At 68.8% G+C, this 22,870-nt stretch carries 24 protein-coding genes and 1 pseudogene; 12 read left to right on the forward strand and 13 right to left on the reverse strand.

Features of this window, described 5'->3' with window-relative positions:
- The first annotated feature begins 29 nt into the window (after nt 1-29).
- Complete coding sequence (locus tag ACTWP6_RS19385) at nt 30-1,406, forward strand: DUF222 domain-containing protein (RefSeq protein WP_443188538.1); 1,377 nt, start codon at nt 30-32, stop codon at nt 1,404-1,406.
- 106 nt (nt 1,407-1,512) lie between these two features.
- Here the strand turns inward: ACTWP6_RS19385 and ACTWP6_RS19390 are convergent, their stop codons facing one another.
- Entirely contained in the window at nt 1,513-2,337 is an 825-nt protein-coding gene (locus ACTWP6_RS19390) for an alpha/beta fold hydrolase (protein WP_260753221.1), read from the reverse strand.
- A gap of 78 nt (nt 2,338-2,415) precedes the next feature.
- Here ACTWP6_RS19390 and ACTWP6_RS19395 point away from each other — a divergent pair, with 78 nt between their 5' ends.
- Together ACTWP6_RS19395 and ACTWP6_RS19400 are read left to right on the forward strand one after the other, a co-directional pair.
- Nucleotides 2,416-2,724: a hypothetical protein gene (locus tag ACTWP6_RS19395; RefSeq protein ID WP_260753223.1), complete on the forward strand. Its 309-nt coding sequence runs from the start codon at nt 2,416-2,418 to the stop codon at nt 2,722-2,724.
- A gap of 13 nt (nt 2,725-2,737) precedes the next feature.
- Entirely contained in the window at nt 2,738-3,556 is an 819-nt protein-coding gene (locus ACTWP6_RS19400) for a siderophore-interacting protein (protein ID WP_260753228.1), read from the forward strand.
- A 61-nt stretch (nt 3,557-3,617) separates the two neighbouring features.
- Here ACTWP6_RS19400 and ACTWP6_RS19405 read toward each other — a convergent pair whose 3' ends face one another.
- The 3 genes from ACTWP6_RS19405 to ACTWP6_RS19415 form a co-directional block, all read right to left on the reverse strand.
- A complete protein-coding gene (locus ACTWP6_RS19405) occupies nt 3,618-4,451 on the reverse strand; it encodes an acyl-CoA thioesterase domain-containing protein (protein WP_443188539.1) in 834 nt (277 codons plus the stop codon).
- Nucleotides 4,452-4,520: 69 nt separating this feature from the next.
- Nucleotides 4,521-5,003: a TspO/MBR family protein gene (locus tag ACTWP6_RS19410; protein WP_260753235.1), complete on the reverse strand. Its 483-nt coding sequence runs from the start codon at nt 5,001-5,003 to the stop codon at nt 4,521-4,523.
- Nucleotides 5,004-5,052: 49 nt separating this feature from the next.
- Nucleotides 5,053-6,465: a purine-cytosine permease family protein gene (locus tag ACTWP6_RS19415; RefSeq protein WP_260753238.1), complete on the reverse strand. Its 1,413-nt coding sequence runs from the start codon at nt 6,463-6,465 to the stop codon at nt 5,053-5,055.
- Nucleotides 6,466-6,578: 113 nt separating this feature from the next.
- Between ACTWP6_RS19415 and ACTWP6_RS19420 the strand changes: the two genes are divergently transcribed.
- The gene (locus ACTWP6_RS19420) at nt 6,579-8,048 is read left to right on the forward strand and encodes an MFS transporter (RefSeq protein ID WP_260753240.1); all 1,470 of its coding nucleotides are present in this window, start codon (nt 6,579-6,581) and stop codon (nt 8,046-8,048) included.
- Between the two features lie 46 nt (nt 8,049-8,094).
- Here ACTWP6_RS19420 and ACTWP6_RS19425 read toward each other — a convergent pair whose 3' ends face one another.
- Nucleotides 8,095-8,526: a type II toxin-antitoxin system Rv0910 family toxin gene (locus ACTWP6_RS19425; protein ID WP_260753242.1), complete on the reverse strand. Its 432-nt coding sequence runs from the start codon at nt 8,524-8,526 to the stop codon at nt 8,095-8,097.
- A gap of 350 nt (nt 8,527-8,876) precedes the next feature.
- Between ACTWP6_RS19425 and ACTWP6_RS19430 the strand changes: the two genes are divergently transcribed.
- The 4 genes from ACTWP6_RS19430 to ACTWP6_RS19445 are packed head-to-tail and all read left to right on the forward strand — an operon-like array spanning nt 8,877 to nt 13,005.
- Nucleotides 8,877-9,998 (forward strand): ABC transporter ATP-binding protein, encoded by a 1,122-nt coding sequence (locus ACTWP6_RS19430; protein WP_443188540.1) that lies wholly within the window; start codon nt 8,877-8,879, stop codon nt 9,996-9,998.
- Nucleotides 9,999-10,058: 60 nt separating this feature from the next.
- Entirely contained in the window at nt 10,059-11,240 is a 1,182-nt protein-coding gene (locus ACTWP6_RS19435) for a polyamine ABC transporter substrate-binding protein (protein ID WP_260753247.1), read from the forward strand.
- Between the two features lie 35 nt (nt 11,241-11,275).
- Nucleotides 11,276-12,151 (forward strand): ABC transporter permease, encoded by an 876-nt coding sequence (locus ACTWP6_RS19440; protein ID WP_260753248.1) that lies wholly within the window; start codon nt 11,276-11,278, stop codon nt 12,149-12,151.
- Nucleotides 12,148-13,005: an ABC transporter permease gene (locus ACTWP6_RS19445; RefSeq protein WP_260753249.1), complete on the forward strand. Its 858-nt coding sequence runs from the start codon at nt 12,148-12,150 to the stop codon at nt 13,003-13,005. The genes ACTWP6_RS19440 and ACTWP6_RS19445 overlap by 4 nt, the downstream gene beginning before the upstream one ends.
- A gap of 42 nt (nt 13,006-13,047) precedes the next feature.
- Here ACTWP6_RS19445 and ACTWP6_RS19450 read toward each other — a convergent pair whose 3' ends face one another.
- Both ACTWP6_RS19450 and ACTWP6_RS19455 read right to left on the reverse strand, forming a co-directional pair.
- Nucleotides 13,048-13,401, reverse strand: a complete 354-nt coding sequence (locus ACTWP6_RS19450) for a nitroreductase/quinone reductase family protein (RefSeq protein ID WP_443188541.1) — start codon at nt 13,399-13,401, stop codon at nt 13,048-13,050.
- A gap of 20 nt (nt 13,402-13,421) precedes the next feature.
- Nucleotides 13,422-14,288: an EamA family transporter gene (locus tag ACTWP6_RS19455; RefSeq protein WP_443188542.1), complete on the reverse strand. Its 867-nt coding sequence runs from the start codon at nt 14,286-14,288 to the stop codon at nt 13,422-13,424.
- A gap of 137 nt (nt 14,289-14,425) precedes the next feature.
- Between ACTWP6_RS19455 and ACTWP6_RS19460 the strand changes: the two genes are divergently transcribed.
- The gene (locus ACTWP6_RS19460; RefSeq protein ID WP_443188543.1) at nt 14,426-14,914 is read left to right on the forward strand and encodes a hypothetical protein; all 489 of its coding nucleotides are present in this window, start codon (nt 14,426-14,428) and stop codon (nt 14,912-14,914) included.
- 6 nt (nt 14,915-14,920) lie between these two features.
- Here ACTWP6_RS19460 and ACTWP6_RS19465 read toward each other — a convergent pair.
- From ACTWP6_RS19465 to ACTWP6_RS19475, 3 genes and pseudogenes are all read right to left on the reverse strand, one after another.
- A pseudogene (locus ACTWP6_RS19465) lies at nt 14,921-15,700 on the reverse strand (phosphotransferase family protein); the annotation flags it as partial.
- On the reverse strand, nt 15,634-16,110 hold the full coding sequence (locus ACTWP6_RS19470) for a hypothetical protein (protein ID WP_443188544.1): 477 nt from the start codon (nt 16,108-16,110) through the stop codon (nt 15,634-15,636). The gene ACTWP6_RS19470 and the pseudogene ACTWP6_RS19465, both read right to left, overlap by 67 nt.
- A gap of 47 nt (nt 16,111-16,157) precedes the next feature.
- On the reverse strand, nt 16,158-16,967 hold the full coding sequence (locus ACTWP6_RS19475; RefSeq protein WP_443188545.1) for an enoyl-CoA hydratase/isomerase family protein: 810 nt from the start codon (nt 16,965-16,967) through the stop codon (nt 16,158-16,160).
- A gap of 49 nt (nt 16,968-17,016) precedes the next feature.
- Here ACTWP6_RS19475 and ACTWP6_RS19480 point away from each other — a divergent pair, with 49 nt between their 5' ends.
- Both ACTWP6_RS19480 and ACTWP6_RS19485 read left to right on the forward strand, forming a co-directional pair.
- Nucleotides 17,017-17,931 carry a LysR family transcriptional regulator gene (locus tag ACTWP6_RS19480; RefSeq protein ID WP_260753258.1) on the forward strand — a complete coding sequence of 305 codons (915 nt, stop codon included), beginning with the start codon at nt 17,017-17,019 and terminating at the stop codon, nt 17,929-17,931.
- A 49-nt stretch (nt 17,932-17,980) separates the two neighbouring features.
- On the forward strand, nt 17,981-18,856 hold the full coding sequence (locus tag ACTWP6_RS19485) for a DoxX family protein (RefSeq protein ID WP_260753259.1): 876 nt from the start codon (nt 17,981-17,983) through the stop codon (nt 18,854-18,856).
- A gap of 18 nt (nt 18,857-18,874) precedes the next feature.
- Here ACTWP6_RS19485 and ACTWP6_RS19490 read toward each other — a convergent pair whose 3' ends face one another.
- The gene (locus tag ACTWP6_RS19490) at nt 18,875-19,612 is read right to left on the reverse strand and encodes a DUF4333 domain-containing protein (RefSeq protein WP_260753261.1); all 738 of its coding nucleotides are present in this window, start codon (nt 19,610-19,612) and stop codon (nt 18,875-18,877) included.
- On the opposite strand from ACTWP6_RS19490, the gene ACTWP6_RS19495 reads away from it, so the two are divergent.
- Nucleotides 19,611-20,522, forward strand: a complete 912-nt coding sequence (locus ACTWP6_RS19495; RefSeq protein WP_260758143.1) for an SCO6745 family protein — start codon at nt 19,611-19,613, stop codon at nt 20,520-20,522. The genes ACTWP6_RS19490 and ACTWP6_RS19495 overlap by 2 nt on opposite strands.
- A gap of 4 nt (nt 20,523-20,526) precedes the next feature.
- Here the strand turns inward: ACTWP6_RS19495 and ACTWP6_RS19500 are convergent, their stop codons facing one another.
- Nucleotides 20,527-20,853 carry a YnfA family protein gene (locus tag ACTWP6_RS19500; RefSeq protein ID WP_260753262.1) on the reverse strand — a complete coding sequence of 109 codons (327 nt, stop codon included), beginning with the start codon at nt 20,851-20,853 and terminating at the stop codon, nt 20,527-20,529.
- Between the two features lie 16 nt (nt 20,854-20,869).
- Complete coding sequence (locus ACTWP6_RS19505) at nt 20,870-22,861, reverse strand: primary-amine oxidase (protein ID WP_443188546.1); 1,992 nt, start codon at nt 22,859-22,861, stop codon at nt 20,870-20,872.
- Between the last annotated feature and the right edge of the window lie 9 nt (nt 22,862-22,870).

Raw genomic sequence — 22,870 nt, forward strand, 5'->3', positions numbered from 1 at the left:
TTGTCGGTGGGTGGTGTCAGGATGGGGTTATGCCCGCGAAGACCCCGGTTGGTACTGGTACCGACGGTGTGGTGCGTCAGTCGGATCGGCTGGAGGCGCATTTTGAGGAGTTGGCGGAGTTGGCCGGCCAGCGCAACGCCATCGACGGGCGCATCGCTGAGATCACTGCCGAGATTGATCGGGCCGGGTTGTGGGCGATCACGGGCGTGAAATCGATGGAGGGGTTGATCGCGTGGAAACTGGGGACGTCGTTTCGTAACGCGCAGACGCTGGTGGCGGTGGCACGTCGGATGGCCGAATTCCCACTCTGTACAGGGGATTTGCGGGAGGGTCGGCTGTCGTTGGATCAGGTCGGGGCGATCGCCGAGGGCGCGGGGAGGGGTTCGGATGCCCATTATGCGCAGTTGGCCGCCAATGCCACGGTCAGCCAGTTGCGGACCGCGATCAGCGTCGAAGCCCGCCCCCAACCCCAGCCCGACCCCGAACCCGACCCCGACCCCGAGCCTGAGCCGGTGCGTGGGCCGGTGCCGCAGCCGTCGCTATCCAAAACCATCGACGGGGAGTTCGTGTGTTGGCGGATCAGGCTCCCGCTGCTGGAGTCGGCGAAATTCGAAGCGGCCCTGAAGACACACCATGACGGGCTGATCGCCCAGTGGAAACGCGACGACACCACCAACCCCGACACCGACCACGACAGCGGTGACCGCGCTGGCGGATACGGCCGCGGCGACCGTGACGGGCATGGCGACGGCGAGGGGCGGGGCCTGGGGCGTTCGCCGATCCCGACGGCCGGTCATGCGTTTATGGCGTTGGTCGAGGCGGGCTGGGATGTCGAGGCCGCACGCCGCCCGCACGGTGCGCACACCACGGTGGTGGTCCATGTCGATGTCAAAGACCAGATCGCCGCCCTGCATCTGGGACCGCTGCTTTCGGCCGAGCAGCGCCGCTACCTGAGCTGTGATGCCACCTGCGAGGTGTGGTTCGAACGCGACGGACAACCCCTGGGCGCCGGGCGCACCACCCGCACCATCAGCCGCCGGCTGCGCCGCGCGCTGGAACACCGGCACCGCAGCTGCGCGGTGCCCGGCTGCGGGGCCACCCGCGGGCTACACGCCCACCACATCGAGCACTGGGAAGACGGCGGACTGACCGAGCTGGACAACCTGGTGCTGGTCTGCCCCCACCATCACCGGCTGCACCACCGCGGAGTCATCACCATCACCGGCCCCGCCGAGCGGCTCCGGGTCACCGACAGCACCGGCCGAGACCTCAAACCCGGATCCCTGGCCCGCCCACCACCCACCCAACCCCCACCAGCGGTGACGCCCTACCGCGGCCCCACCGGCGAACGCATCAGCTGGCGCTGGTACCCCGCCTACCAACCCCCACCACCGACCACCAACTGACCTGGCGGCCACCGCATCCAAGTCAGGACCGACCCGACAACCCACCAACTGTCGCGATGACGGCCCGGCGGACCCGAAGGGTCTGTGCCGAAAGAAATCGCTGACCTCAGGACTGGATGAACGCCAGCAGGTCGGCGTTGATCACGTCGGCATGGGTGGTCGGCATGCCGTGCGGAAATCCGTTGTAGGTCTTCAGCGTTCCGTTGGGAAGCAGATCGGCGGACAGCGGCCCGGACGCCTCATACGGGACCACCTGATCGTCGTCGCCGTGCATCACCAGCACCGGCAGCTGGATTTTCTTGAGGTCCTCGGTGAAGTCGGTCTGGGAGAACGCCACCACGCCGTCGAAGTGGGCCTTCGCCCCGCCCATCATCCCCTGTCGCCACCAGTTCGCGATGACGCCCTCGACGGGTTCGACCCCGTCGCGGTTGTACCCGTAGAACGGGCCCTCGGGGACTGCACGGTAGAAAGCCGACCGGTTCGTCGCGACTTGGTGCTGGAAGTCATCGAACACCGACTTCGGCAGCCCACCCGGATTGCTCTCGGTCTGCACCATCAACGGCGGAACGGCCGCGATCAGCACCGCCTTGGCCGCGCGACTCTCCCCGTGGCGAGCCAGAAAGCGCACCACTTCGCCGCCGCCGGTGGAGTGTCCGACGTGCACTGCGTCCTGGAGGTCGAGGTGCTCGACGACCGTGGCCAGGTCGTCGGCGTAGTGATCCATGTCGTGGCCGTCGGCAACCTGGGCGGAACGACCGTGGCCGCGGCGGTCATGCGCGATCACCCGGAACCCTCTCTCGAGGAAGAACATCAGCTGGGCATCCCAGTCGTCGGACGACAGCGGCCAACCGTGACTGAAGACGATCGGCTGCCCCGAACCCCAGTCCTTGTAGAAGATCTCGACGCCATCGCGGGTGGTGATCGTCGGCATGCGCAGGCTGCTTTCTCTCGGATCCGGCGGGTCGAAGCTACACCCAAAATCCATGGTTCGCGCGGTACGATCCCACACGTGTGGACCGCGCGAGTGATGGCGTCGACCGGATTGGTGCTGGCGACACTGGGCCTTGCTGCGTTGGCCGAACCGGCGCAGGCCGGTGCGGACGTCTGCGGGTCGGTCGGCGGACGTCACGTGTCGGTGAATGCGTGCGGCAGCGTCGCCGACGCGATCGCTCCCTGGGTGCCGCCGCCGGCCGCATACGCACCGCTGCCCGAGGACTACCAGGCAGCGCCGCCGCCCCCGCCGCCTCCCCCACCACCTCCGAACGTGTCGGTGTGCGCAAACGTCGGACGGCGGATCTCCGTGAGCGGTTGCATCTAGCTAACCTGCCTGGGTGCCGTTCTCGCATGCTTCCGTCGTCGAGACCCTGCGGTTGACCGATCGCATGCAACGCATCGTGTTGCATGTCGATGATCCGGCCACCCTGGACATCGAGCCGGCCGGTGACTCTGCTGTCGGCGTCTACTTCCCCAGCGATGGCAGCGCTGGTTCCGTTTCCGTGGGTCGTCACTACTCGCTGCGGCACCACGACGGGCCGATCATCACCGTGGACGTCACGGTGCACACGGGCGGTCCGGGCACCCGGTGGGCGTTGACCGCGGAACCCGGAGACCGTGTCGGACTCGACCACGCCCGGTCGTGGTACCGCCCCGCCGCGGACACGGCGTGGCAGCTGCTGGTCGCCGACCTGGCGGGTTTGCCCGCGGCTGCCCGGATCGTGGACGAACTCGCCGAGGACGCCGAGGCCGTCCTGGTCGTCGAGGTCGCCGACCCCGGCGATCTCGGGTACTTGCCGGAACATCCCCTCGTCACCGTGATACCACTTGTAGGATCCGGAAACGGCTGTGCTCCAAGCGCGCTCGCGCGAACTGTGGAAGCGCTCCGCCTGCCCGAGGGCCGCGGCTACTGCTGGTTCGCCGGCGAGGCCGCAGAATCTCGGGCTGCGCGCCGGCACCTTCGTGGACTGGGGTGGACCATTGACCAATACGACGTCTCCGGCTACTGGCGCTTCGATTCCGAGGCCTGGGACCAGCGGTTCGCCGAGCTCCAGGACGATGTCGTCGCGGTCTATCAGCGGGCGCTGGCCGACGGCAAAAGCGACAAGGTAGCGCTCGAGGAGTTCGATGAGGCCTGCGCACGGGTCGGCCTGTAGAGGATCGAGCCCGGCAGCTTCGAGCAGCCCGCAGTATCGAGAACCCCGCCGGGTCGGGCACCTACTCGTAATTGATGTCGCCCGGATTGAAACTTCTTGTGGAGAAGTCGATCTGGGCCGCCGGATTGGCGATGGCGGTGGTCAGTCCGGCGCCGAACGCACCCTGGCTGTCGAACAGTGTCGCCGTGCCGACCGCGACGCCTGCTGCGGCGTGGTGGGAGTCGGCCTGGATGCCGATCCAGTCGTCGACGGGCAATCGGGACAACGCCACCGTCAGATCGCCGTTGATGTAACCGACCCCGGCGGTACCCAGATTCGTCACCAGGCTCGTCGCCTCGGCCACCATCGCCGCCCGCACGAAAGGCGAGTTCTCCTCACCGACCACCGTTCGGATCCCATCGTTGAAAAACCTTTTCCGCGAGGGATTTTGGTGCGCAGCCGGCGAGCGGGTCCACCCGACATCGTCACTGCCGACGAAAGGCTGGATGGCCCCGTCGGGTACGGGGAACTCCGGCCCGGTCGACGGCGGATGCCACAGCGCCCCCGGTGGCGGCTCGGACGGCCGATACTGGATCAGCGTGGCCCTGGCGACCACGTTCCCGTTCTGCACGACGTCGCATTCGGCGCTGCGGACTCGGCGACCATCGCGCACCACCCGGATGTCGAGGGTGGTCAACGCGTTGCGGGCGGCGCGGAACAGATCAACGGTCAGCCGGGTCGGGTGGAATTCGTCGGATCCGCACTCCTTTTCGAGACCGCGTGCGACCAGCCCGACGACAGCGGGACCGTTGAGATGGTCTTCTCCCCAGTGGCTCTGTGCGTACCGCGTCGGGGTGAACCCTCCGTCGACCGCCTGGAAATGCGCCGCGTCCGCGGCTTCGGTTGTCTGCTCCACGCTTTCAGTAGAACCCGCGGCCGACCAGCGGTCGGCACCGGGGCGCACCAACGCGTCCCCTCGGCGGCTTCAGCGGTTCAGCTGCCAGATGCGGGTGGACAGCACCGTCGCGAACGCGCACCACAGCGGGTAGGGCGCCAGCGCCACTCCCGCCTTCGAGTTCACCGCTGCGGCCCGACGGGCCAGATCGGCGCTGCTGACAGTCAGCGCGCCGGCCACCGCCGCCGCGGGACCGAGCATGCGCCGGTTGAAGAAAATCCAGCTCCAGCCGGCGTTGAGCACCAGGTTGACGGCCAACGCGCGCTGATAGGCGCGCGCCCGATCGGTCTCGCCGCGGTCATCGAGCGTGTCGATCGTCGACGCCGACACCGCCGCGATGTCGCTGTAGAGCAGGTTCCAGACGATCGGGAACGCCGCCCCGGGCGGCTGGAAATCGGGCTTGCGCAGCCGCCGGTACCAGCGGGACTCGACGGCGGGGCGGGTCGCCAGCCCACCGACGGCGGCAGCGGCGAATGCCGCGCCCGCGGTCTTGGCGAGGGTCAACGGGCGCATCGGGGTCCTTTCGGATTTGCGCGACGCAACGGCGCGGCGCGCACCACGGTCAGTACCCCGACGACGGCGCCCCGAACCGCGACCGGCTGCGCACCGCGCGGTAGCCGCCGTACAGCACCGCGGCCACCGCGAGGTTCACGAAATAGGCGATGTCGGCGCCATGCCAGGCCATCGCGACCGGCCCGTGGATCAGCGAGGTGTTCATGAACGGGATGGCCGCAGCATAAGAGACCACGAACACGACCAGCGCAGCTACGGCATCCGCACGGTCCGTGGTCTCGGTGGCCGGGTCGATGGTGCGGCGGCCCTTCGCCCGGTATCGCCAGTCGACCACGACCACGGCCACGAACGCCGGGATCCAGTAACTGACCAGCAGGAGCACATCGGTGAACCGGGTGGCGGTGTCGGCGCTGTGCAGCCAGAGGATGAGCGCGAACGCCAGCACCGTGACGATCACCGCCGACACCGGCCGGCGCACGCGGACGCCGAGCGTCTGCAGCGCCAGCGAGCCGCTGTAGTCGTTCATCACGCCCGATCCGATGGAGGCCACCGCGATCACCAGCAAGGCCAGACCGCCGAGCAATCCCCCGCCCATCACCGACCGCACCCCTTCGGCGGTGTGCTCACTGACGACGCCGGCGGCGGCGATCCCGACACCTTGGACGAACACATACCCGAGCCCGAGACCAGCGGTGGTGAACCCGAACACCCGGGCCGGTGACACCTCGCTGGGCAGGTACCGGCTGAAGTCCGCGGCGTAGGTCGCCCACGAGATGGCCAGGCTGAACGCGATCGTCACCTCAAGCACGAAGGCGCCCACCAGGTCGGGCCCGGCGACCTCGGCAGGCACCACGACCTCATGGCCACCGACGAGTTTGACCGTGAACACCACGAACGTGACGAACAGAACCACCGTCAGTACCGCCTGCACCCGGTGGATGAGCTCGTATCCGAAGACACCGACCACGCCCTGCACCCCGAGCACGATCGCCACCGCGGCCCAGAACGGGATGCCGAGCAGCGCCGCGAGCGCCTCACCGCCGAACAGGCCGACCAGCGCGTCCCAGGCGATCGACGAGATCCACTGCAGCGCGGCAGGCACCACGACGGTGCCGCCGAAGGCCATTCGCGCGTTCGGCAGCTGACCGGTTCCGGTGCGCGGGCCCCATGTCGACAGGTAGCCGACCACCAGCGAGCCGAGCAGGGTGCCGATCACCATCGCCAGCAGGCCCAGCCAGAAGCCGAGTCCGAGCACGATCGCCAACGTGCCGGTGAAGACACCGGTCATGTTGACCTGCGGGGCGAACCAGACGGTGAACAGCCGGCCGGCGCTTCCATAACGATGGCCGGTGGGAATCGGTGCGATGCCGTGCGTCTCGACCGACAGGTCTCCCGCCCCGGAGGGCCGGTGCCCGCTGAACACGTCCTCGACCGACGGATCCGATGAGGTCCCCTGCGACATGGCCTCATTCGACCACGCCCGGTCCGGGTCGACCAGAGCGCCCGAGTGTTTGAGCGGTCAGGCTGTTGGCCATAATCGGAGAACTGAAGATCAGCTAACGAACGGAGGCCACCGTGACGCAGGCGGGCACCGGAACTTCCGGCGCTGCGCTCGCCACCCCGGTCCGGCGGCCCCGGCTGCTGGTCGTCGGGCTCAGCGTCGTGGTGCTCACCGTCGCGGTGCTGCAGACCGCGGTGGTGCCGGTGCTCGGCGTCATCGCTGACCAACTCGATGTGTCGTTGGTCGCGGTCAGCTGGGCCGTCACCGCCAACCTGCTCGCCGCCGCGGCTGCCACCCCGCTGATCGGGCGGCTGGCCGACCTGTACCGGAAGAAGCGGGTGCTGCTCGCGGTGCTCGGGGTCGTGCTCGCCGGTTCGGTGCTGGCCGCGGCGACCTCGTCGCTGGCGCTGCTGGTGCTCGCCCGCGTGCTGCAGGCCGCGTCGTTCGCGCTCTACCCGATCTGCATCGCGATCCTGCGGGAGGAGTTGCACCCCGACCGGATGGTCTCGGCGATGGCGGTGCTGTCGGGGACGTTGGGCTTCGGTGGCGGCACCGGCTTGGTGGTGGTCGGCCTGCTGATGAGCGGCGACGCCGGATACCACCGGGTGTTCTGGTTGACCACGGCGTTTTCAGTGCTCGTCATCGTCATCGTCGTCACCCTCGTCCCCGACCGTCGACGCACCATGACAGGTTCGGTCGACTGGCTCGGGGCGGTGGGGTTGGCGCTGGGGTTGTCCTCGCTGCTGCTGGCCATCACCCAGGCCAACTCGTGGGGCTGGGGGTCGCCGCGCACGATCGGCGCCGGAGGCGGAGGCGCCGCGGTGCTGGTGGCGTGGTGGTTCTGGGAGCGCCGCGCGGCACGTCCGCTGGTGTCGACGCGGATGCTCGCCCAGCGGTCGATGCTGTTCACCAACCTCGCGACGATCTTCGTCGGTATGGGGCTGTACTTCGCATTCCTGGGTTTGACACAGTTCGTGCAGATCGATCGGGACGCCGCCGGATACGGTTTCAGCGCCGACGTCCTCGAAGCCAGCGTGGTGTACCTGCTGCCCGGGGCGGTGACGGGGTTCGTCGTCGCGCTGGTCAGCGGGCGGTTCATCGACCGGTTCGGCGCCCGGCCGGTGCTGATCGTCGCCGCGCTGGCCGGTATCGCGGGTTTCCTGTTCATCGCGTTCGCACACAACTCGCCGTGGCAGGTCATCACCGCGAACGTGCTGGCCAACGCCTACATCAGCCTGGGTTACGGCGCGCTGCCCGCGCTGGTGGTCGGGTCCAGCCACGCCGGCGAGACCGGCGTGGCCACCAGCATGAACGCGATCGCGCGCACGGTCGGCAGCTCGATGGCCGCCGCCCTCGTCGCGGTGCTCCTCGCCCGGACCACCGTGGCGGGCGTACCGCAGGAAAGCAGTTTCACGCTGATCTTCTGTGGCGGCGCGGTGACGGCACTGCTGGCCATGGTGCTGATCGCGCTGTCACACCCGCGGACCGTGGAATCCGGCGAGGAACGCTTCGAAACGCGTGCGATGAACCACGAATGGGGTTGATCGCCGACTCGAGGCACGAGCGCGGTGACAAGGTTGCGGGCGAGCGTCAGCGAAGCTCGGCCAGATTGCACACCGAGCGGTACACGTCACCCTTGATCACCTTCGCGACCACGTTGCCGACCGGAGTGGACAGCAGCCCGCCGGTCAGCTCGGCACTCACGCTGAACGACGAGCCGCCTCCGGGGGCGGGTTCGACTTTGAGCGAGAGCGCGATGCACACACCGCCCCGGCCCTTGCCGACAAGCTCGATCTCCTTCGGCTCGTCGTAGCGGGTGACCCGCCAGTGGATCACGTTGCGGAAGCCTTTGACCTTGATCAGCGACGACACCTCGGTGTCGACGTCGATCTTGGAAGGGACGTCGCTCTTCCATCCGCCGAAGATCGTCAACCACTCGTCGAACCGCTTCAAATCCGAGGCCAGGGCCCAGGCCCGCTCGGGGCTGAGGTCGGAGGTCACGGACACATCGACTGTCGCCATGGGTTCTCACTACCCCGCCCCATCGTCGACGTAAACGGCGCCGAACCGTGACATGGAGCTGCGAAACTCGTGAGTGCGACAAGAACAGTGCCGGCCCGAGCGCAGGTCAGGCATCAGTAGATCGCTGCTCGTTGCGCGGATTCTCGCGTCGAGAGCGGGCTGCGACGAAGGAATCCATTGTGGAAATGTAAATTCGTTGCGGAATCGCTTGCGAACGTCCGCTCGATCCGCGAAGGTTTACCCACAGCCATGATGGCTGTCCCCGAGGAGGACCTGCCCTGACCGGCACACACACGACCGCTGCAGACAAGACGGCGGACAGCGCGGCCGCCCGCCCCAAGGGCGCTCCGGTGATCGAGATCGACCATGTCACCAAGCGCTTCGGCGAGTACGTCGCCGTCGCCGACGCCGACTTCTCCATCGCGTCCGGAGAGTTCTTCTCCATGCTCGGCCCGTCCGGGTGCGGAAAGACGACGACGTTGCGGATGATCGCGGGTTTCGAGACGCCGACCGAAGGGGCCATCCGCCTCGAAGGTGCGGACGTGTCGAGGACCCCGCCCAACAAGCGCAACGTCAACACGGTGTTCCAGCACTATGCGCTGTTCCCGCACATGTCGGTGTGGGACAACGTGGCCTACGGCCCGCGCAGCAAGAAACTCGACAAGGGCGAGGTTCGCAAGCGCGTCGACGAGCTGCTGGAGATCGTGCGGCTCACCGATTTCGCCGAGCGCAAACCCGCGCAGCTCTCCGGCGGCCAGCAGCAGCGCGTGGCGCTGGCCCGCGCACTGGTGAACTACCCCAGCGCGCTGCTGCTCGACGAACCGCTCGGTGCCCTCGACCTCAAACTGCGGCACGTCATGCAGTTCGAGCTCAAGCGGATCCAGCGCGAGGTCGGGATCACGTTCATCTACGTGACCCACGACCAGGAGGAAGCGCTCACGATGAGTGACCGCATCGCGGTCATGAACGCGGGCAACGTCGAGCAGATCGGAAGCCCGACCGAGATCTACGACCGTCCGTCCACCGTGTTCGTCGCCAGTTTCATCGGGCAGGCGAATCTGTGGGCCGGCCGTCGCACGGGCCGCGCCAACCGAGATTTCGTCGAGGTCGACGTGCTCGGCTCGACGCTGAAGGCACGTCCCGGTGAGACCACGATCGAGCCGGGTGGGCACGCCACGCTCATGGTGCGTCCTGAACGCGTCCGGGTGTCGATGGACGCACCCACCGGTGACGCAGCCGCCGTGCGCGCCACGGTCTCCGATCTGACATTCCAGGGTCCGGTGGTGCGGCTCTCGCTTGCCGCGCCGGACGGCTCGACGGTGATCGCGCACGTCGGACCCGAGCAAGAGCTGCCGCTGCTGCGTCCCGGCGACGAGGTACACGTGAGTTGGGCGCCGGACGCGTCGCTCGTGTTGCCCGGCGCCGACATCCCCACCTCGGAGGATCTCGAAGAGATGCTCGACGACTCCTGAGCGATTCCTGCTTGCCGACCCCATCCCCCTCCCTGGAGCCGACGAAAGGCACGTCTCACCATGTCCCGTGACATCGACCCTCAACTGCTCGCCCGGATGACCGCGCGCCGTACCTCGCGCCGCCGCTTCATCGGGGGTAGCGCCGCGGCCGCCGCGGGCCTGACCCTCGGTTCGTCCTTCCTGGCGGCCTGCGGGTCCGACAGCGGCACGTCGAGCACCACGGCCGAGGACAGCGGTCCGGCCAGCGGCACTCTGCGTGTCTCGAACTGGCCGCTCTACATGGCCGACGGTTTCGTCGCCGGCTTCCAGACCGCGACGGGCATCACGGTCGACTACAAAGAGGACTTCAACGACAACGAGCAGTGGTTCGCCAAGGTCAGGGAGCCGCTGTCGCGCAAGCAGGACATCGGCGCCGATCTGGTGGTGCCGACGGAGTTCATGGCCGTGCGCCTGCACAATCTGGGCTGGCTCAACGACATCAGCGACGAGGGTGTGCCGAACAAGACGAACATCCGGCCCGACCTGTTGGAGAGCAAGACCGATCCTGGCCGCAAGTACAGCGCCCCATACATGTCCGGCCTCGTCGGCCTGGCCTACAACCGGGCCGCGACCGGCCGCGACATCACGTCGATCAACGACCTGTGGGATCCGGCGTTCAAGGGAAGGGTCAGCCTGCTGTCCGACGCTCAGGACGGCCTCGGGATGATCATGCTGTCCCAGGGGAATTCGCCGGAGAACCCGACCACCGAGGCGGTCCAGCAGGCCATCGACCTGGTCCGCGAGCAGAATGACCGCGGCCAGATCCGCCGGTTCACCGGCAACGACTACGCCGACGACCTCGCGGCGGGAAACATCGCTGTGGCACAGGCATATTCGGGTGACGTTGTACAGTTGCAGGCCGACAACCCCGACCTTCAGTTCGTCGTCCCCGACACCGGCGGAACCACGTTCCTGGACACGATGGTGATCCCATACACCACGCAGAACCAGAAGGCCGCCGAGGCGTGGATCAACTACATCTACGACCGCGCCAACTACGCCAAGCTGGTGGCGTACACCCAGTTCGTCCCGGTGCTGTCGGACATGACCGCCGAACTGGAGAAGGTCGACCCGGCCGCGGCGAGCAACCCGCTGATCAACCCGCCCGCCGACGTGCTGGCGCGGTCCAAGAGCTGGGCCCCGCTGACCGACGAGCAGACGCAGGAATACAACACCGCGTATGCGGCCGTCACGGGCGGCTGACGCGGTGACAGCGCGGACGCGAGGAGCTTGAGTACATGGCAGGTGTCGCCACCAGCAGCCGTCAGCGGAGCAAGGCCGCTCCGTATCTGATGGTCCTGCCGGCGCTCGCGTACCTCGCGATCTTCTTCGTGGTGCCGTTCTTCTCGCTGGCACGGACCTCCCTGTCGGAGACCGCGGGCTCGGTGTTCATGCCGACGCTGACGTTCGCCTGGGATCTTCAGAACTACGTCGACGCGTTCACGCTGTACCGGGAGCAGATCTTCCGCTCGTTCGGCTACGCGTTCGTCGCCACGGCGCTGTGCCTGTTGCTGGCGTTCCCGCTGGCATATGTCATCGCGTTCAAGGCCGGCCGGTTCAAGAACCTGATCCTGGGTCTGGTGATCCTGCCGTTCTTCGTGACGTTCCTGATCCGCACGATCGCGTGGAAGACCATCCTGGCCGACGAGGGCTGGCTGGTCAGTGCGCTGGGCACGATCGGGCTGCTGCCCGACGAGGGTCGCCTGCTGTCGACGAGCTGGGCGGTGATCGGCGGGCTGACCTACAACTGGATCATCTTCATGATCCTGCCGTTGTACGTGAGCCTGGAGAAGATCGATCCGCGGCTGCTCGAAGCGTCCAAGGACCTCTACTCCGGGGCCCCGCGCAGCTTCCGGAAAGTGATTCTGCCGCTGTCGATGCCGGGCGTCCTGGCCGGCAGCATGCTGGTGTTCATCCCGTCGGTCGGCGACTTCATCAACGCCGACTACCTCGGCAGCACACAGACCACGATGATCGGCAACGTCATCCAGAAGCAGTTCCTCGTCGTGAAGGACTATCCGGCCGCGGCGGCGCTGAGCCTGGGTCTGATGCTGCTGATCCTGATCGGCGTGCTGCTCTATACCCGGGCGCTCGGTACGGAGGATCTGGTATGACCACCCAGGCCGGGGCGGCGATCGCCACCGCAGCATCGCAGGACCCGAAGCCGAAAAAGGTTCGTACCCGCCCTAATTGGGGTGACCTGGTGCTGCGGTTCGCGGCCGCTCTGGTGTTGTTGTACCTGTTCCTGCCGATCTTCGTGATCGTGTTGTTCTCGTTCAACAAACCTGCCGGCAAGTTCAACTACACGTGGCAGGGCTTCACACTCGACAACTGGCTGGACCCGTTCAAGTACCCCGCGCTGACCGAGGCCCTCAAGCTCAGCCTGAACGTCGCGGCGGTGTCGACGGCGGTCGCGCTGGTGCTGGGAACTCTGGTGGCGATCGCACTGGTGCGCCAGCGGTGGCGCGGCCAGCGCGCCGTGGACACCTTCCTGGTACTGCCGCTGACCGCCCCCGAAGTGGTGATGGGCGCTGCGCTGCTGACACTGTTCCTGGACTTCAACACGGCCGCCGGCTACCTGACGATCGTCTTGTCGCACATCGCGTTCGAGGTCAGCTTCATCGCGATGACGGTGCGGGCCCGGGTGCGCGGTTTCGACTGGACGCTGGAGGATGCGTCGCTCGACCTCGGCGCTAGCCCGGCGCGCACCTTCTTCAAGGTGACGCTGCCCCTGATCGTTCCGGGCATCGTCGCGGCGGCGATGCTGTCGTTCGCGCTGTCGCTCGACGACTTCATCATCACCTACTTCGTCAGCGGCGCCGAGGTGACCTATCCCCTGTATGTGAACGCCGCGGTGAAAGCCGCGGTGCCGCCTCAGATCAACGTGCTGGCCACCGCGATCCTCGTGGTGAGCCTGCTGCTGCTGGGGGTGAGCACGCTGTACCGGCGCAAGAGGTTCGAGGGCTGACACGATCTGCCGAGTGTCGTTGGTGCTGTCAGCTCTGACGGATCAGGGGTTCAGCCGCATCCTGACGGTGACCCGACCCTGCTCATCCTGGGCGGCCACGGCGTGGCCGGTGCGGTCGGCGCCGTCGAAGTTCATCAGCGTGATCGGTCCCCCCTCGCCGGTGAAGTTGCGCCACCACGTCTTCTTGTCCGGCGCCATCACCCGGATCACGACGGCGTCCCCCGATCGCTGGTAGTTCACCGGGGTCTGGAACGTCTGGCCGGACCGCCTGCCCGTGTAGCGGATCACGACCATGGCACGGCGCACCACCGGGCCGATGACCGGCGCGTCGATCAGGCGCGCCGCACCGGCATTGAACACGCCGACGAGCGGCGAGTCGAAGATTCCTCTGGACATGGATCCACGCTAACCGGGGCTCAACCGACTTCGAGGGGTACCGGCGTGGTCCGGGTGCCGGTGCGCGCGGCGCCGACGCCCGCGGCCACCACGAGCCCGATCCCGACCACACCCAGCAGACCCGGTTCCTGGTGCAGGATCAGCCATCCCAGGATCATCGCGAAGGCGGGCTCCAACGCCATCAAGGTGCCGAACGCCGCGACGGTGAGCCGGCGTAACGCCAGCAGCTCCAGCGCGAACGGGATGACCGGCAGCAGCACGGCCAGACCGACCCCGATGAGCAGGATCTGCGGGGTCATCCGGTCGAAGACGGCAGGCCCGACGGTCAACGTCGCGACCAGTCCGGCGACCGGCATCGACACCGCCAGCCCGTTGATGCCGGCGACGTCGTCCCCGACCTTCTGGGTGAGCAGAATGTAGCCACCCCAGCAGACCGCCGCACCGAGCGCGTACCCGACCCCGACCGGGTCCACCGCGGCGCTCCAAGGCTGGGTCAGGAGCAACACGCCGACAGCAGCCAACCCCGGCCAGGCCCACCGGCCCTGCCCGCGGCCTCGGGCCACCGCCACCCCCAGCGGCCCGAGGAATTCCAGCGCGCTCGCGGTGCCCAGCGGGATCCTGGCCACCGCGGCCATGAACAGCAACGTGATAGCGGCGGTGACCACACCGAGCAGCACACACATTGCAAAGGTGTTGCGGGTGAAGGCTTTCCTCCGCGGCCGAACGATCACCAGGAACAGCACCCCGGCCCATGCCAACCGCAGCCAGGCCGCGCCCTCGACGCCGATGTCGTCGATCAGCGTGACGGCGATCGCCAGTCCAAGCTGCACGCACACCATCGAGCCCACCGCCATGAAGGCACCGGTGCGCGCCTGATCTGTCGCCATCAGGGCATTGAACGGGATGCCGACCGTTGCGGTCCACGTGATTTTCCAAGACATACCGTTCGCGAATTACGAACGGTCGGTGGGCACTCCCATTTTCAAGACGTTTGAGATTTTGCCGAAAAGGTACATGTCCAGCCATGATGAGGAATTTCACGCTCCGCGCACCGCTCCTGATGGCGGCCGCTGCCGCCGCCGCTGTCGTCACCGCGCCCACCGGATTCGCCTCTCCGGGGATTCTTCCGGCCGGGGGCCCGCCCGGATGTTATGACCCGGCCGGCACCGGCTGCGCCGTGCTGCCGCCTACCCCGCCCGCCCCGGGCGTCGCAGGCGCCGTGCCCGGTGGACCCGCAGGCGTGGCCGGACCCGGCGGCGTCGCAGGCACGATCCCCGGCGGACCGGGCGGCGTGGCCGGACCCGGCGGAGCCGCAGGCACGATCCCCGGCGGACCGGGCGGCGTGGCCGGACCCGGCGGAGCCGCAGGCACGATCCCCGGCGGACCGGGCGGCGTGGCCGGACCCGGCGGAGCCGCGGGAGCGATCCCGGGCGGCCCCTCGGGGGTCGCGGGTCCCGGCGGCGCGGCAGGCTGCATCCCAGGCGTGGGTTGCGCCAGCGTTCCCGCCCCCTGACCGCAATCAGCTCACCTGAGCGAGCACCTGCTGCATGCGTTCCTCCCGCGGCATCACCGGCCCGTCGTCGGGTATGTCGGTGATGCCCAGTCGGCCAGACCTGTGGCGGTCAGCATCGACGTGCGGTGGGCGGCGAGCACCAGCGCGTGGTCGTCGCTGCGGCCGGCGTCGACCAGCATCGCGCCGAGCAGACAGATGACCGCCATCGTGTAGGCGTTGAACGCCCGGTACCAGGGCCGGTTCTGGACGGTGATATGTGATCGCCTCGTAGTGGGCGATCAGTTCGTCGATACCCGGAGCGCCCGGGTGGCCGGCGACTCCGACCGGTTACATCCACCGCAGCTCGAGCCAAGCCACGTCGGTCAGCGGGTCGCCGACGGTGGCCATCTTCCAGCCGACGACGGTGCTGACCGCACCGTTGGCGAACGCGAAGTTGCCGGGGCCGGCGTCTCCGTGGACGAGCGTGACGGTCGGGCACCCGGCCGGCATGCTGTCGCGCAGCGCCGCGTGCAGACGTTCCAGGGCCGACAACCGCCCGTGCCGGACGCGTGACATCTCCTCGGACCAGCGGTCGAGTTCGCGGACCAGATGGGTGGCGCCGTCGTCGAGGGCCTTCAGCCCGGTGGCGTCGAGGTCGACAGCATGGATCGCGGCGAGCGCCTCGACCAGACTTCGACACATCCCGGCCATGGTGTCGTCGGATTCCCCTGCCGGAGGGTTCATCTCGTACACCGTGCGTGCAGCCCGCTCCATGACCAGGAACGGCCGGCCCAACACCTCGCCGGTGCATCGAGGTCGGGGTAGACCTTCCCGTCGTGCTTCCATGCCGCGAACAGTGGCTTGTAGTGGCCGGCCACCACGTCGGTGATCGGTTTCGCCCCGGCTTCGAGAACCGCTGTCAGGCCGGCACTCTCGCCGGCGTACAGCGCAAGGTTGAGCGGGTCGCCGTTGTCCACCGACACCGCGGGCAGCAGCACCAGTTCCCGGATGCTCGATGCCGCGTCGCCTGGTCGTCTCAGCTCGACCCATCGCGCACTCGCCCGGTCGACCCGGCGCAGCAACAGGTCGTCGCGGTTCAGGTAGTAGCGGTAGACGGTACAGCGCTCGGCCGCATCCAGCAGGCGGTCGCGGGCCTCGTCGTCGTTGAGCAGCGCCCGGTCATCGCCCCAGTTCCGGCGCGCCCCAGAAGTCGGCATGACGCCGATGCTGCCACGTGGGCGCCTCTGCCCGGGACGTACTTTGCCTAAACTTCGGGCAGCGGCTGCCACTGGCGCGAGACCGACCCGCTCCAGCGGGGAGTGCGCCGCTCCATGAAGGCCGCCACGCCCTCCCGCGCGTCCGGGCCGCCCATGACCCGGTGGTGCAGCGCGGTCTCCAGCGCCGCCACCTGTCGGGGCCGGTATCCGTACATCATGGTGTCCCACAACAGTCTCTTGCTCAAGGCCGCCGACATCGGTGCGACGTTGACGGCGATGTCGGCGGCGAGCGACATGGCCTCCGTGAGGACCTCCGCTGCCGGCAGGCAGCGCGACGCGACACCCAGCGCGGCCGCCTCGGCGCCGTCGAAGCTGCGTCCCGTCAGCAGCAGATCGGCCGCCACCGCACCACCGACCAGGTGCGGGAGCGTCCAGTGCGACATGCAGTCGCCGATCACCCCACGGCGCGACTGCGCCACCGCGTAGGAGGCGCCGGCCGCCATGATCCGGATGTCAGCCTGCAGCGCGAGGGTCAGCCCGATGCCGACGGCGTGGCCGTTGACCGCCGCGATGACCGGCGTCCGGAGTTCGAACGCCGCCGGATCGGTGGGCGAGGCGGTGAAGGAGTCGCCGGCCTCGGTGAACGGTCCTTTCCCGCCGACGAGGTCAGCTCCCACACAGAACGCGTCACCGGCCCCGGTCAGCACGATGGCACGGACATCGTCATCCTGGTCGCACTCCTGGTAAGCGGTGTTGAGCAACTCCCCCATCTCCGCGGTGTAGGCGTTGCGCCGCTCGGGCCGGTTGAACGTCAGCACCGCGACACCGTCGGCGACGGTGACGGTCAGGTCGGGCATGCGGCGAAACTTACCGACCCGGCGCCGCCTCACCGGAGAGAATCCGGGGATGGACACCCGCCGCCTGGAACTGCTGCTGGCACTGTCACGCCTGGGTTCGATGCGTGCCGTCGCCGACGAACACCACCTGACCACGTCCACGGTGTCCCAGCAGATCGCCGCGCTGGCTCGGGACATCGGAGCCAAGCTGATCGAACCCGAGGGCCGCCGCGTGCGTCTCACCCCGGCCGGCCGCCGCCTGGCCGATCACGCCGTGACGATCCTGGCCGCGGTCGACAGCGCGCGGCGCGACCTCGACCCCGACGCCGAACCGGCCGGTACGGTCCGCGTCGGCGGGTTCGCCACCGGCATCCGGGTGTCGCTGCTGCCCATCGTCGCCGACCTGGCGGTGCGTTACCCGGACGTCGAGGTCGTCATCAGCGAGTACGAACCGATCGAGGCGTTCGCGCTGCTGATCGCCGACGATCTCGATCTCGCACTGACCTACGACTACAACCTCGCGCCGGCCTCGCCGGGCGCGGCCCTGGACGCGGTGCCGCTGTGGTCGATCGAGTGGGGGCTGGGGGTGCAGTCGGGAACGGATGCCGACACTGTGCTGACGGCGTTCGCCGACGCCACCTGGATCGTCAACTCACGCAATACCGCCGACGAGACCGCGGTCCGCACCCTCGCATCGCTGGCCGGTTTCACCCCGACGATCGCACACCAGATCGACAGCCTCGATCTGGTCGAGGACCTCATTGCGGCGGGGTTCGGAGTGGGTCTGCTCCCCCTGGGCAGGCCCACCCGTGCCGGGGTGACCGTGCTGGATCTGCAGAACCCTGCCGTCACCCTGACGGCCTACGCGGTGACCCGGCGGGGGCGCTCGGCGTGGTCCCCGCTGCGCGCCATCCTCGACCGGATGCGCCCGCCGTCCGGCGACCTGTTGCGCCCGCGGTGGCCACGCCCCGAGGCCGGCCGGTGAGCCCGCGCGGCCTGGTTTGCCTCCCCAGACCCCGGGGAACACAGGCCTCATGTTGATCCGACGTGTAGCGCGCCCGATGCTGTCAGCAGTGTTCATCTCGCGTGGGGTCGAGGCGCTGCGAAGCCCGAAACCCGCCACCGACGCCACCCGCCAGACCCTCGAGGGCCTGAGCAAGCTGCCCGACCCGGTCGGCACCAATGTGCCGTCGAACGCTGAGACCGTCGCAAAGGTGACCGCCGCCGTGCAGATCGGCGGCGGCCTGCTGCTGGCGACCGGACGCCTCCCCCGGGTGGCCTCGGCGGCGCTGGCACTCAGCGTGGTACCGAGTTCGCTTGGCGGACATGCTTTTTGGAACGAGAACGACCCGCAGCGAAAGACCGACGAGCGGCGCGCCTTCATCACCGACGTCAGCCTGATCGGCGGTCTGATCATCGCCGCGGTGGACACCGAGGGCAAACCCTCGCTGGGCTGGCGTGGTCGCCGCGCCGCGCGCAAGGTCTCCGAGGCCGTGACGGCGGCTCTGCCTGCGGGCGCCGCGGCAGGGGGTTCCCTGACCGACAGCCCGCTCGCGGACAAGGTCGGGCACGGCCTGCACGTGGGCGCCGAGCGCGGCCGCGAGCTGGCACACGTCGCCCGGGAGCGCGGCGGGGAGCTGGCGCATGTCGCCCGCGAGCGCGGCGGCGAGCTCGCCGAGGTGGCCCGCGAACGGGCGCCGGAACTTGCTGAGGTGGCTCGCGAGCGCGCCGCGGAGTTGGCCGAGGTGGCCCGTGGGCGGGGCACCGAGTTGGCCGAGGTCGCCCGCGAGCGCGCTCCTGAGCTCGCCGACCTGGCCCGCGAACGCGCCGAATTGGCCCGCCAGCGGGCGGCGGTGCTTGCCGATACCGCCAACGTCGAGGTCAAGAAGCAGAAGCGCCGGCTGCGCTGAGCTCCGGGCCGCGGCGCCTCAGCCGCGGGGCGCGTAGCTGTAGTCGATCTTGTCGCCGTCCACCGCGGTGACCGTCAGGATGAACGCCGCGCGCTCGGGGCCGTCGGTCACCGCGCAGTCGACGGTGTTTCCCGGTCGGCCCTCCAGGTCGCCGGTGCACGTCGCCGACTCGGGACGCCGTTTCAGGTGCCGCGCGAGTTCGTCGAGAAGCGAGGTCTCGACCTCCGCCTTCGTCAGCATCGGCACCAGGTCGAAGTTCATCATCAGGCCGTCGACGCTGGTCACCTCCGCGGTCCTGCGCAGGATGGCGCCGGCGACTGTGACATCGCAGTGGGTCACCTCGCCCACGTGGCCGTGTAGGCCCGTCTCACACCTGACCTGCGAAGCGGGCGGCCCGCCGCCGTCGTCCACCAGGCGGGCCACCGCGCGTTGCACCTGCTCGACGGACAGCGCCGGAATCAGCTCGTAGTCGATGGTCTCGCCGTCGACCGCGGTCACGGTGACGATCGGCTCGAAACTGTTGGTGGGACTGACGATGACCTCGCAGCGCGCCGTCTGTCCGACCTCGCCGACCAGTGGATCCTTGCACGTCACCGATTGTGGCTGTTCCCCCGCTTCGCCCAGCCGCGCCCAGATGTCGGCCTGCAGATCGTCGGTGGCCACCGCGGGCAGGCCGGACGCTGCCTCGACGTTGCAGCCCGCCAGCGCGGCCGCAGCCGCCGCCGCGACGGCGAGCCGACCGGTGGCCTTCCTCATGGGTCAATGGTGGTTGACTGCCAGGGTGCCCCGCAACCGAACGCTGGCCCGCCGTCTGCACGACCGCGCCGAACCCGTGCACGCCGTCACCTATTTCGCGCCGGAGTGCCGCGCCGCGCTCGACGGCCTCGGCTACCGCGGCTTCTGGATGGGCTACTTCGCCGCCCGCTCGGCCCCGCTCGGCGCGGTACCGGCCGCCGTGGTCACCGCCGCGTTCTACAACTTCGCCCCGGAGCGGGTCGCCAAGGCCCTGCCCGCGGCCTGGGACATCGCCTCTCCGGCCCTCGCGCTGACGGCGCGCCGGGAGGCGGCGGTGGCGGCGCTGCGCCGCAGCGGGGTGACCGACGACGCGGCGGCCACGGTCGCCGATCTGACCGCGAAGGCGCTGGCCGGCGCCAACGTCGGCGGTCGCCCCCTGTTCGCCGCCAACGCGGCGCTGGACTGGCCCGCCGAACCTGTGGCCAGGCTGTGGCACGCGAGCACCCTGCTGCGCGAACACCGCGGTGACGGACACGTCGCCGTGCTGACCGCAGAGGGGGTGTCCGGGCGTGAATGCAACGTCCTGCACGCCGCGGCCGGCGGGGTCCCCGAGGAGATGATCAAGCGCGCCCGCGACTACGACGAGGAGCAGTGGGCCCGGCACCGTGGCGCGCTGCAGCAGCGGGGACTGCTCGACGGGGATGGCGCGCTGACAGCGGCCGGACGCGAGTTCAAGCAGCACATCGAGGACCGCACCGATGCGCTGGCGCTGTCCGTGCTGGACGGCCTCGAGGACGGCGAGGTCGAGGCGCTGTTCCGCACGCTGACGCCGATCGCCCGCGCGGTGGTCGACGCCGGCGACATCCCGGAGGGGACACCGATGGGACTGAGCCGCGCCGACCTCGACGACGACCGCGCGCACCTGTGCTGACGGGTCAGCGCGGCGCGTACATTATGAGGCCGACGCCGGCCAGGCACACCGCGGCTCCGGTGATGTCCCACCGGTCGGGCCGGAAACCGTCGACGACCATGCCCCAGATCAGCGAGCCCGCGACGAACACGCCGCCGTAGGCGGCCAGCACCCGGCCGAAGTTCGCGTCGGGTTGGAACGCCGCTACGAACCCGTAGGCGCCCAGGGCCAGCACGCCGGCCCCGACCCACAGCAGGCCGCGGTGTTCCCGGACGCCCTGCCAGACCAGCCACGCGCCGCCGATCTCGAGGACGGCGGCAAGGACGAACAGCAGCACCGATTTGACGACCACGCCCCACAGCGTGCCATCAGTGGTGCGCGCTGGTCGTGGTGGTGTGGCACGCGTCCGGCGGGGTGCCGACGACGTCGAGGGCCGGGTTGCGGTCGAAGAAGCCGAACGGCTTGAGCCAGAACGAGACGACGTCGACGGGCATCACCGGCCAGTCCTCGGGACGGGTGATGTGATGGATGCCGAAGACGTACCACAGCACCACGTCGGTGTTCTCGATGGACCGGTCGGCCGCAGTCCACCGCGCCAGGCCGGTGTCACGCACCGATTGGTTGACGAATTGTCCTGCGGGCCAACGCTCCTCGGGATGGTTGGGCGTAACCCACAAGGTGTGGGCGATCACGCTCGCGCGTTCGAGTACGGGCGTGCCTGCGGCGAACATGGCCGGGATCGCCCCGGTGGGCACCAGCTTGTACGCCGGGTGGGCTCCCAGCCGGGTCACGACGTTGGGGTTGACCACCTTCCACGCGCGCTGCGTGGCGAACTCGACGTCCTGCTTGCCCTCGCTCTCGGTGCGCAGCGGGGTGTTGCGCACCACCAGCGACAGACCATGCGGATTGTCCGGCGACACGGGTTCTGCGCACGACTCCGTCATCACCACCGTGTTGTCGGGTCCGTCGATGTCCAGATCCAGCCGCGCGACCAGAAAGTGCTGGTGGAACGGAGCGTAAGTTCGTTCGTCGACCAGGGTGCCGTTGGGATTGGGCGCGCCGCGCGGCAGCGGGGTGGTCACCATGATGCCGGTCGCGCGCACCTCGCACTCGATGTTGCCGTCCTGATAGAGCCGCCAGTACACCAGGTACTCGTAATTCGCGACGGTGACGTGGAATGAGATCGTCAGCCGGCGCATCCGGCGCACCTCCGCGCCGATCTCGGGGTCGACGTGCTTCCACAGCACGGCGTTGTCTTCTTCGTGGATGCAGATGGCGTTGGTGATGGTGTAGGGCTCGCCGCGGCTGTTGTGCAGCACCGCGTCGAGGTAGCGGATCTCGCCGAGGCAGTCGCAACCGAGCTCCAGCGAGGTGGTCATGAATCCCAGGCCCCATTCGCCGATGTCGAATGCGGTGCGCCGGTAATGATCCGGTGACGGGTCGCGGTAGGGCACGATCATCTCCGCGAACGACATCCGGTGCGCGATCGACCGGTCGCGGTCCCCGTCGCGGTAACGCACGGTGTGCAGCGTCATGCCCTCGCGGTGGTTGAAGCCCACCCGCAACGACCAGTTCTGCCACCGCAGCAAATTGCCCTCCAGCGTGAACGACGGCCCGTCGGGCTGGGTGATGTGCAGCGGTGCCACCCGCTCGCGGGTCGAGGCAGCAAGGATGCGCTCAGGTATGTGGGCGGGCACGTACTCACCCATCACGTCGGGCGTCGGCTCCCCCGTGCCGTCTGCAGCGCCCGCGTCTGCTGCGAACGGTCCGACATCTTCGACCCGCAGCAGTTCCATCGCGTTCACATCGACGACGCAGTGCAGCCCGCTGACCAGCCTGGCATATGGATTGGCCCCGGGCGCTGCCTTGACCCAGCTGTCGGACCAGCCCAGGCGCCGGTCACGGAATTCCGGGGGCGCCACCGCGTCGCCGTAGGTCCAGGTGTCGAAGAACACCAGCTCCATGTCGGTGATGCCGCGCCGGCGCAGTGCCTCCACCACGTCGGGGTGGGCGCGCAGGAGCCGATCGCATTCGACGAACTCGTCGACGGTGAAGTTGGCCTGCACGCCGGGAATGTGTTCGAACGTCTCGACGCGGTGGTCAGACAGCGACACCATGCTGCGGTAGGTGGCGTTGTCGGTGCGGTGGAAGCAGATCACCTCGGTGCGGCGCGGCGACCGCGGGCCGCCGGCGTCGAATTCGGCGATCTCCGCTTTCCCCGGTTCGGCCAGATCGATGGACGCGATGCGCCAATCCTCGGGCCGCACTCCACGGTCACGGCGCAGAATCGCGGCGACCGTGGCGAACTCGTCCGCATTCATCGGGTCGAGGGGATGGCGCACGTGCCCACGCAACCACATCCCCGACCA

The organism is Mycobacterium sp. 4D054, from assembly GCF_052245755.1.
Classification (GTDB): domain Bacteria; phylum Actinomycetota; class Actinomycetes; order Mycobacteriales; family Mycobacteriaceae; genus Mycobacterium.

Excerpts from the sequence above, each read along its gene's own strand:
- ACTWP6_RS19390 (WP_260753221.1), bottom strand. The coding sequence starts at position 2,337 with ATGCCGACGATCACCACCCGCGATGGCGTCGAGATCTTCTACAAGGAC.
- ACTWP6_RS19435 (WP_260753247.1), top strand. The coding sequence starts at position 10,059 with ATGTCCCGTGACATCGACCCTCAACTGCTCGCCCGGATGACCGCGCGC.
- ACTWP6_RS19455 (WP_443188542.1), bottom strand. The coding sequence starts at position 14,288 with ATGGCGACAGATCAGGCGCGCACCGGTGCCTTCATGGCGGTGGGCTCG.
- ACTWP6_RS19505 (WP_443188546.1), bottom strand. The coding sequence starts at position 22,861 with ATGTGGTTGCGTGGGCACGTGCGCCATCCCCTCGACCCGATGAATGCG.
- ACTWP6_RS19450 (WP_443188541.1), bottom strand. The coding sequence starts at position 13,401 with ATGTCCAGAGGAATCTTCGACTCGCCGCTCGTCGGCGTGTTCAATGCC.
- ACTWP6_RS19480 (WP_260753258.1), top strand. The coding sequence starts at position 17,017 with ATGGACACCCGCCGCCTGGAACTGCTGCTGGCACTGTCACGCCTGGGT.
- ACTWP6_RS19485 (WP_260753259.1), top strand. The coding sequence starts at position 17,981 with ATGTTGATCCGACGTGTAGCGCGCCCGATGCTGTCAGCAGTGTTCATC.
- ACTWP6_RS19495 (WP_260758143.1), top strand. The coding sequence starts at position 19,611 with ATGGGTCAATGGTGGTTGACTGCCAGGGTGCCCCGCAACCGAACGCTG.
- ACTWP6_RS19470 (WP_443188544.1), bottom strand. The coding sequence starts at position 16,110 with ATGCCGACTTCTGGGGCGCGCCGGAACTGGGGCGATGACCGGGCGCTG.
- ACTWP6_RS19440 (WP_260753248.1), top strand. The coding sequence starts at position 11,276 with ATGGCAGGTGTCGCCACCAGCAGCCGTCAGCGGAGCAAGGCCGCTCCG.
- ACTWP6_RS19385 (WP_443188538.1), top strand. The coding sequence starts at position 30 with ATGCCCGCGAAGACCCCGGTTGGTACTGGTACCGACGGTGTGGTGCGT.
- ACTWP6_RS19415 (WP_260753238.1), bottom strand. The coding sequence starts at position 6,465 with ATGTCGCAGGGGACCTCATCGGATCCGTCGGTCGAGGACGTGTTCAGC.
- ACTWP6_RS19475 (WP_443188545.1), bottom strand. The coding sequence starts at position 16,967 with ATGCCCGACCTGACCGTCACCGTCGCCGACGGTGTCGCGGTGCTGACG.
- ACTWP6_RS19490 (WP_260753261.1), bottom strand. The coding sequence starts at position 19,612 with ATGAGGAAGGCCACCGGTCGGCTCGCCGTCGCGGCGGCGGCTGCGGCC.
- ACTWP6_RS19460 (WP_443188543.1), top strand. The coding sequence starts at position 14,426 with ATGATGAGGAATTTCACGCTCCGCGCACCGCTCCTGATGGCGGCCGCT.
- ACTWP6_RS19445 (WP_260753249.1), top strand. The coding sequence starts at position 12,148 with ATGACCACCCAGGCCGGGGCGGCGATCGCCACCGCAGCATCGCAGGAC.
- ACTWP6_RS19410 (WP_260753235.1), bottom strand. The coding sequence starts at position 5,003 with ATGCGCCCGTTGACCCTCGCCAAGACCGCGGGCGCGGCATTCGCCGCT.
- ACTWP6_RS19425 (WP_260753242.1), bottom strand. The coding sequence starts at position 8,526 with ATGGCGACAGTCGATGTGTCCGTGACCTCCGACCTCAGCCCCGAGCGG.